General features: G+C 75.8%; 4 protein-coding genes. 3 read left to right on the top strand and 1 reads right to left on the bottom strand.

Features of this window, described 5'->3' with window-relative positions:
- The coding region (locus E9549_RS22645) for a nucleoside hydrolase (protein ID WP_236828860.1) at nucleotides 1-627 on the top strand (627 nt) is incomplete at its 5' end.
- Here the strand turns inward: E9549_RS22645 and E9549_RS22640 are convergent.
- Nucleotides 628-1314 carry a GAF and ANTAR domain-containing protein gene (locus E9549_RS22640; protein ID WP_236828859.1) on the bottom strand — a complete coding sequence of 229 codons (687 nt, stop codon included), beginning with the start codon at nucleotides 1312-1314 and terminating at the stop codon, nucleotides 628-630.
- 127 nt (nucleotides 1315-1441) lie between these two features.
- On the opposite strand from E9549_RS22640, the gene E9549_RS22635 reads away from it, so the two are divergent.
- Together E9549_RS22635 and E9549_RS22630 are read left to right on the top strand one after the other, a co-directional pair.
- Nucleotides 1442-1942 (top strand): ATP-binding protein, encoded by a 501-nt coding sequence (locus E9549_RS22635; RefSeq protein WP_236828858.1) that lies wholly within the window; start codon nucleotides 1442-1444, stop codon nucleotides 1940-1942.
- Between the two features lie 112 nt (nucleotides 1943-2054).
- A partial coding sequence (locus tag E9549_RS22630) for a hypothetical protein (RefSeq protein ID WP_236828433.1) occupies nucleotides 2055-2240 on the top strand: 186 nt, incomplete at its 3' end.

Below are 2240 nucleotides of genomic sequence, written 5' to 3'. Positions count from 1 at the left end.
CCGATCGCCGCCCTCGCCGAGCTGCTGCTGGCCTCCCCCACCCCGGTGACCGTGGCGGCGATCGGGCCGCTCACCAACATCGCGCTGCTGGTGGCCGGGTACCCGGAGGCCGCCGGGCGCATCGGCCGGCTGGTCGTGATGGGCGGCTCGGCCGGGCGCGGCGGCAACGTCACCGCCGCCGCCGAGTTCAACATCTGGTCCGACCCAGAGGCGGCCCAGGTGGTGCTCTCCTCCGCGGTGCCCACCGTGCTGGTCGGGCTGGACGTCACCCTGCCCACCGTGCTCACCGAGGAGGGGATCGCCCGCTTCGCCGGCGCGGGGCCGGTCGGTCGCAGCGCGGCGGCGATCCTCCAGGAGTACGTGGACCACGCGCGGGACGCGTACGGCGTCGCCGGGGTGGTGGTGCACGACGCCCTGGCGCTCACCGAGGCGATCGCGCCCGGCACCCTGGGGACGGTGCGGCGCGACGTCGTCGTCGACACCACCGCGGGCCCCGGCCGCGGCCAGACCCTGGTCGACCGCCGGGCGGTGTCGCGCTCGTCGACGGCGGTCGAGGTGGCCGAGACCGTCGACAGCGCGGCCGCCGTGGAGTTCCTGGTCTCCCGGCTGGCCCGGCTGGACGGCTGATCAGCGCGCCCGGGTGCCCTCCACGATGCCGACGGCGATGTCGCGCAGCTTGCGGTTGTACCGCTGGGAGGCCTGCCGCAGGATCTCGAACGCCTGCTCGGCGTCCACGTGCTGCTGGGCCATGAGCACGCCCTTCGCCTGCTCGATCACCGCCCGCGACTCCATCGCCACCCGCATGTTGCGCGCGTGGTCGGCGAGGCGGGCGTGGGCATCGGCGTTGGCGACGGCCACCGCGATCACCTCCGCCGTCTCCAGCCCGGCCGCCAGCGCCTCGGGCGTCGCGAACGCCTCCGGCCGCGTGGAGTAGATGTTGAGCGCGCCGATCCAGGAGCCCTGGTAGGGCAGGGGGACCGACAGCGAGCTGCGCACCTCCGTCTCGCGGACCCGGGCGACGTAGCGCGGCCAGCGCTCCTCGGTGCGCATGTCGTCGACACGCAGCACGACCCCGCCGCGCCCGGCGTCCACGCACGGGCCGCCGTCCTCGGCGTACTGGAGTTCGTCGGCCATCAGCGCCATCTCGCCGGTGTAGGCGGCCGTGAACGGCTTCTCCCCGCGGATGAGGGTGGTGGAGACCGCCTCCGCGCCGGGGATCGCCCGGGCCGCGATGGCGGTGATCTCACCGAGCACGTCGGCCAGTTCCCGGTCGCCCAGGGCCACCTTGCTGAGCTCGCGCAGCACGTCGTCCACCGGCACAGTCTGCCTGGTGGGCCCCCCTCGGCTCGCCCCCCTTCGCGCGCCGCGCCCGCATCGGTCAGGATGGTGCGATCCGGGACGCCTCCGGCAGCGCCGTGCGGAGCAGACGCGAGAGGACGAGATGGCCGACGAGCAGGCCCACGACGCGTGGCCGTCCGCGCCCGTCCCCTCCGTCCCGGGCGACGTCTGGCACTGGCAGCTCGAGGCGATGCACGTGGTGTCCCGGGTGCGCACCGACCTCCGCGCCCGGATCGCCCACCCCTCGGTCTCCGCCGCCTCGACCGAGGACGCTCGCGACGGCCTGCTCCTGGTGTTCGAGGAGCTGGCCTCCAACGCGCTGCGGCACGGCGGGGGCGACGTGCGCGCGCTGGTGGTGGCCGGGCCGGCGGGCTGGCTGCTCGACCTCAGCGACGAGGCGCCCGACCGCCCACCGGTGCCGGCCGTCGACCGGGACCCGGCGCTCGGCGGCATGGGCCTGCACCTCGTGGCCCAGCTCTCCACCGACTACGGCTGGGAGCAGCGGCCCGGCCGCAAGCACGTCTGGGCGCTGCTGCCGTCGGGCAAGGAGCCCGCCGAGCCGCTGCGCGAGCGGCTCCCCGAGCAGCGCTCCCCGGGCGCCTAGCTCTCGCTGCCCGACGGCGGGGGCTCTCGGGCCCGGCGGCTGCGTGGGCAGCACCCTGCCACCGAGTCGCTGACCAGCAAGAACTGTCAGTGGCTCGCTCTACGGTGCGGGTGTGTTCATCGGTGAGCCACCCCGCGCGCCGGAAGAGGGCGACCCGGTCCCCTGGGTGCCCGACACCGACGCCTGCGGGCTGAGCGATCTGGAACTGGTCGCCGACATCTGGGCCGCCGACGCCCGCGAGGCCCGGCACGCCGCCCAGCGCGCCGAGGCCATCGCCGCGCTCGCCCGCCGCCGCTCG

The sequence above is a fragment of the Blastococcus sp. MG754426 genome (genome assembly GCF_021699055.1).
Taxonomy (GTDB): Bacteria; Actinomycetota; Actinomycetes; order Mycobacteriales; family Geodermatophilaceae; genus Blastococcus.
The sequence above is the reverse complement of the archived record's forward strand: the minus strand, read 5'-3'. Positions and strand labels throughout refer to the sequence as shown.